This window comes from Ensifer sp. SSB1, assembly GCF_016652895.1.
Classification (GTDB): Bacteria; Pseudomonadota; Alphaproteobacteria; order Rhizobiales; family Rhizobiaceae; genus Ensifer.
Genome location: NZ_JAEPRP010000377.1, coordinates 1 through 1,091 on the forward strand (window position 1 = coordinate 1; position 1,091 = coordinate 1,091).

The window sequence follows — 1,091 nt, forward strand, 5'->3', positions numbered from 1 at the left end:
CCTTCGGCCCGCTCGCCTTCGCCGATATCACCGTTGGCGTCATCACGCCGCTCACCGGCCCGGTCGCGGCCTATGGCGAGCAGGTGAAGAACGGCGCGGAAACGGCCGCGGAAGAGATCAACAAGGCTGGTGGCATCAACGGTGAAAAGATCGTTCTGAAGCTGCTCGACGACGCCGGCGACCCGAAGCAGGCCGTTTCGGTGGCCAACCAGGCAGCCGGCGAAGGCATCCGCTATGTCGTCGGCCCGGTGCTTTCGGGCACCTCGATGGCGGCTTCCGACATTCTCGCCGAAAACGGCATCCTGATGGTAACTCCGACGGCAACGACGCCTGACCTCACGACCCGTGGCCTCTGGAACGTGCTGCGCACCTGCGGCCGTGACGACCAGCAGGCCGAAGTCGCTGCTGCCTATGTGGTCAAGAACCTCAAGGACAAAAAGGTCGCCGTCCTGCACGACAAGGCTCCTTACGGCAAGGGCCTTGCTGACGGCTTCAAGAAGGCGATCAACGCAGGCGGCATCACCGAAGTTGTCTATGAAGGCCTGAACCCGGGCGACAAGGACTTCAGCGCCATCGTTACGCGCCTCAAGTCCGAGAACGTCGATGTCGTCTACTTTGGCGGCTACCATCCGGAAGGCGGCCTGCTCGCGCGCCAGATGCACGACCAGGGCGTGAAGGCACAGATCTTCGGCGGCGACGGCCTGTCGAACACCGAGTTCTGGGCGATCGGCGGCGAAGCTGCGACCGGCACGATCTACACCAACGCCAGCGACGCGACCCGCAACCCGGCGTCGGCTCCGGCCGTCGAAGCGCTGAAGGCGAAGAACATTCCGGCCGAAGCCTTCACTCTCAACGCCTATGCCGCCGTGCAGGTGCTGAAGGCCGGCATCGAGAAAGCCGGTTCCGCTGAAGACGCGACTGCGGTTGCCACCGCGATCAAGTCCGGCGAAGCAATCGACACCGTGCTCGGCAAGCTGACCTATGGCGAAGCCGGCGACCTGACCTCGCAGGCGTTCTCGCTCTACAAGTGGGAAGGCGGCAAGAGCGTTCCGGCTGAGTAAGCCGGCGCAGGATGGAAATGAAAACGCCGG

1 protein-coding gene is annotated in these 1,091 nt (G+C 64.0%); it reads left to right on the top strand.

Annotation, left to right across the window (positions count from 1 at the left end):
* Positions 1–1,061: ABC transporter substrate-binding protein (locus tag I8N66_RS37465; RefSeq protein WP_291165625.1), on the top strand; the 1,061-nt coding region annotated here is incomplete at its 5' end.
* Between the last annotated feature and the right edge of the window lie 30 nt (positions 1,062–1,091).